Annotated in this window: 7 protein-coding genes; 4 read left to right on the top strand and 3 right to left on the bottom strand. The window is 26.3% G+C overall.

Annotated features, from left to right (window positions below; genetic code table 11):
* Positions 1–43 precede the first annotated feature (43 nt).
* The 4 genes from V7024_RS18205 (at position 44) to V7024_RS18190 (ending at position 2,945) form a co-directional block, all read left to right on the top strand.
* Positions 44–244 (top strand): hypothetical protein, encoded by a 201-nt coding sequence (locus V7024_RS18205; RefSeq protein ID WP_335522449.1) that lies wholly within the window; start codon positions 44–46, stop codon positions 242–244.
* 486 nt (positions 245–730) lie between these two features.
* The gene (locus V7024_RS18200; RefSeq protein ID WP_335522447.1) at positions 731–976 is read left to right on the top strand and encodes a hypothetical protein; all 246 of its coding nucleotides are present in this window, start codon (positions 731–733) and stop codon (positions 974–976) included.
* A 95-nt stretch (positions 977–1,071) separates the two neighbouring features.
* On the top strand, positions 1,072–1,539 hold the full coding sequence (locus tag V7024_RS18195; RefSeq protein WP_335522445.1) for a hypothetical protein: 468 nt from the start codon (positions 1,072–1,074) through the stop codon (positions 1,537–1,539).
* A 227-nt stretch (positions 1,540–1,766) separates the two neighbouring features.
* Positions 1,767–2,945 carry a homing endonuclease associated repeat-containing protein gene (locus V7024_RS18190; protein WP_335522442.1) on the top strand — a complete coding sequence of 393 codons (1,179 nt, stop codon included), beginning with the start codon at positions 1,767–1,769 and terminating at the stop codon, positions 2,943–2,945.
* 20 nt (positions 2,946–2,965) lie between these two features.
* On the opposite strand, the gene V7024_RS18185 is transcribed toward V7024_RS18190, so the two are convergent.
* The 3 genes from V7024_RS18185 to V7024_RS18175 all read right to left on the bottom strand — a co-directional run.
* On the bottom strand, positions 2,966–3,703 hold the full coding sequence (locus tag V7024_RS18185; protein WP_335522441.1) for a hypothetical protein: 738 nt from the start codon (positions 3,701–3,703) through the stop codon (positions 2,966–2,968).
* 126 nt (positions 3,704–3,829) lie between these two features.
* Entirely contained in the window at positions 3,830–4,051 is a 222-nt protein-coding gene (locus V7024_RS18180; protein ID WP_335522439.1) for a hypothetical protein, read from the bottom strand.
* 28 nt (positions 4,052–4,079) lie between these two features.
* The coding region (locus V7024_RS18175) for a hypothetical protein (RefSeq protein WP_335522437.1) at positions 4,080–4,444 on the bottom strand (365 nt) is incomplete at its 5' end.

The following is a 4,444-nucleotide window of genomic DNA, read 5'->3' as shown; positions in this document are numbered from 1 at the left end:
ATATAATATATATTGAATACACATTAAAAAAGGAGTGGGAATTTTGAAGAATACATTTTCTGTTTTTACAAAAAAAGGGAACGATAAGGAAAATTCTAATTTTATTGGTGTAACTGGAAAAGGGAAACAAACTTATATGTACAAAAATATTTTAGAAGAGTTGAGCAAGCCAGAAAATTTAAATAAACATTCTTTTGTGATCGGAAAAACTGACAATGGTTTAAGATGGCAACATATTAAATAATCTAAACATTCAACTTGAAATTAAGTGTTTTATAAACCACTTATTACACTTGACAATTTTAAAAATAGTAAATAAAATTAACTTATAACTTGCTCCTTTCATGGAATTTTATTGTTTTTTGCTAGTCACTTAAAATAATAAATTTCTCACAAAGTCAAAAGGCGGAATGGTTGCAAGTTTTAGTTATTTTCTTTAGAACCACTTTTTGTCTTGCCGGACGCGGTGGTTGTTATTATGCATTATCTTTTTTTAAATCCATGCTTGTGCTTTGGTCGGTGAAGCGTGGATGAAATAGCACTCGTTGTTAATACAACGAGTGCTATTTTTTATTTTTCGGGATATTGTTCATTAAATCCTTTTGATTGTTAATTAAAAGGAGAAAAAACAATTGTATATTCAATGTACATTCAATATACTTTTTGTTATAATTTAAATAAAATACGATATTAGTTAATAAACTGTCACTATTTGTGGAGGTGTTTTATATTGGCAAATAAAATTGATGTTCTACAAGCGCGAAAAGATCTACAGATTGCTATAGGAATATTTTTACCTGTATTTATTCTTTGTAGTTTTTTTACATTTTTATTTTTTCAGGTTAAGCCAGTAAAATTTAATTTACTTGGCTTTGGATTGGCTATGATACATTTTTCAACATTATGGTTATTAGTGATTTGCTTTAATAAATTCAAAGTATATAAAAAATCCACAAACAAAAAAAGCACTCGTTGATTTTAAACAACAAGTGCTTTTTTTACAATCGCAATATATATTGATTGAACATTGAGTGTATATTATGGTATCATATACATATAATAGAAAGTGAGGTGTTTATTACGAAAAATGGTAATTATATCAAGATAGGGGTTCTAAGTTCATCAAACAAACCATATAAAATTGAATCTACTATTAAAACAGATTTCACTTCACCATATCCTTACATGATTCATTTGGAGATTCATTACAATGAACAGAATTTCCAAAGATACATAAGAAGAATAATAGAATCCTTTAATATTTATCTTTACATAAAAAAGCGATCCAGTTTATTCGCAATGATAAAAAAGGAGTCTTACAAAGTAATTTTAGATTCAATACCACCTGAACTATATGGAATACCAAAATTTGAAGGTAATAATAAGTTTATTAAAAGAATTAAAGAAAGTGATAATTGGTTTTATTTTAAAAACCATATCTTAGCAAAAGAAGTGAAAGATACAATACCACCTGTTTTTGAAAACTTTTTAGAAAAACAATATGAAATATATAAAAAATTAAAACAAAAAGATAAATAAGTACATTTATAGAAAAAATTGCACTAAACTGGTTTTTTGGTATAATTATTATATTGAAAGTAACCATTTACACCAATGATTGTTTATGTCTTAGATTTGGCAACGTGCATAAGAAAACCAAAATAAGAAACGTCTTAATGGGGATCTAAGGCGTTTCTTATTTTTATTTATAATTAATTCTGTCTTTTATCTTATTCTTTATATAAAATTATATGGGGTGATATTTTATGGATTATACAGACGATGAATTGTTAAATATTTTAGTAGACACATCTAAACGTTTAGGGAAAACCCCTCGTGCAAAGGATGTAAGCCAATATGGAACTATTGTTAATAGATTTGAGTCTTGGAACAAAGCCTTAAAAAAAGCTGGTTTGTCTGTTAACAGAGAACGTTCTTATACTCATATCCCTAATGAACAACTTATTTCTATCGTAAAGAACTGGATTGAAGAAAACAACAAAATACCTAATCGGAAAGAATGGGATGAATTAGATGACGTTCCTAGCCCTGAAACATATAGGATTCGTTTTAATAAAACTTGGTCTGAATTTTTAGAAATGATCGGCTATGGAAAAGCCAAAAAAAACCATTACAGATTTAAGAATGCTAACATTTCTAATAAAATTATCTTTAATATGTTCAAAAAAGACATTAAAAAAATATTAGAGATAACACATGGAGCAATTACAACTGAATTATACAATGAGTATAAAGATCCTGATTCTCTTTCATCTAGCGGTTTAATATCTCGATTTAATAAAACTTGGTCTGAATTACTATTGTTAGCAAATTGCCCTAAAATTCGAATTTATAAGTACCCATTTTCCAAAGAAGAATTAATTGAATTTATTCGTGAAATTGCTACTAAGTTAGAAAGAACACCATCTTTAAATGATTTAGAGAATGAAGGTTTACCAGAGAGTCAAATATATAATTCATTTAATACTTATCAAGAAGTATTAAATGAAGCGCAACTTGATATAGTTTATTCAAAAATTGATGATGTGAAAGAAACAAAAGAAGAACTATTACAATTGTATATTGATTTTTGCGAAAAAATAGGTAAAGTAGCTAGTGCAAAAGATTTAGATCAAAGTAATGAAATATATAATGCCCATATTTTTTCAATCCGTTTTAATGGATTAAACAATTTAAGAAAATTAGCTAATTTGCCAACTCGTGTAAGGTCACACCCTAAATACTCAAAAAGCGAATTACAAACTAAATTGGTTACATTATATAAAGAGAATGGTGGTAGAGTTACAATAAAAGAATTACGTAAACAAGGTTTAGTTTCAACAACCATTATGCGATATTTTGAAACAACTAGCATGAATAATGTCTGGGAACATATAGAAAAAATTGTACTACCACAACAAGATTCTCAACAAAAAAACCTGTAGTTAATTACAGGTTTTTTTAATTAATTAGATAGTAAAGGGACTCCTATCATAAATATTAAATTGTAATTTAAATGAACTAAATACCCAACATGCATATTTCTATATTTCAAAAAAGAAACTAAATGGGTGATTGAAGGTAGGCCAACTATAAATAAACATTGTAACCAATTATAATCATAAGTTGAAATGTGAAGCATACCAAACGATCCACTAGATAATAGGAGGGAGATAACTAAATGGACATATGATGCACGAAAAATATTACCAGCTAATTTGTACCACATTAACAATAATCCAATATACATTATATTTTCAGATAATATTTGAATAACTATTTGTGGAATCCTTTTGATTACAGACAAATAGCCCTTTGATGTTATTGGGTGATTAACTAGTTCAATAGAAATAATCCTTTCCAGAAAAATGTAACTAAAACAAGCTATTAAAAACGATATCCCTACAAATACAAATGTGTTCATATATGCTTTAAGAGTGACTTTCTTAAATAGTTTTTTTCTATCCTTTCTAAAAACATATAAGAATGGAATACTAGTACAGAATAACCATATACAAGAAGCCACTATTTCACTTTTAAATACATCAACAATTTTATAGAAATTATATATAACAACAAGATTAAGAATAACTAATATTAATAGATAAAATGTTTTTTTATCCTTCACCAATTCTTGTAAGTATTCGTTTTCTAAATTAAACTCTAAATATCCTTTAATCTCTTTATCTTTTAAAATCTTCATTTTTAAACCTTCTCATATTAAAAAAGAAAATTTTTGTTCCTTTAAATAAGAATTGCATAAAGATATAAAATAAAACCCCTGAAAAAATAATTACTGTCCCTACAATTTCACCAGTTGCATGTAGCATTATTTACTACCTTTTGATAATAAGTCTTTTATAGAATCTTTATCAGAAATAAAATCTTCTAATTTTTGAGTAGCTAAATTTGTTTCCCTTTTCATCTTTGTTGCTATTTTTTTAATCTTTTCTACGTTACGCATTCCTAATACAGCAACTTTTTGATGATTTAAAACAATCTTTTCTCCTTTTTGAAGTTTAATCCATTTTCTAACAGGAAACTTTTTCATTATCTATCTTCCTTTCCAGTTTATTATTCTAATACTTTACAAGCCAAACAGAACCCAAAACAATGATAACTACTATAGCATCCATTAAAGATATTGAACCTTTCCCATTCACTGTATTTCCTAAAATTGGAGCATAAAATGAATTTGTTTTAGATCCATGTAATTTAATTTTTTCTTCTTGTATATTTAAAATTAATTCAATAAATTTTTTACAGTCTTTAAGGGATATAATTTGAATCTTTTCTATATCATCAATAAATTCTTCATTAGTGTTTACAGGTAGTGGATATTTTCTATTTTCTAACAATTCACATTTATATTTTTCATAACTTAATTGAAATTCATTTAGAATTTCATCTTTCTTCTGTTCAGAAAGTGGTTTTGTATAAACAT

Origin of the sequence: Bacillus sp. JJ864, assembly GCF_036963045.1 — a bacterium.
Lineage (GTDB): Bacteria > Bacillota > Bacilli > Bacillales > Bacillaceae_G > Bacillus_A > Bacillus_A pseudomycoides_C.
The sequence above is the reverse complement of the archived record's forward strand: the minus strand, read 5'-3'. Positions and strand labels throughout refer to the sequence as shown.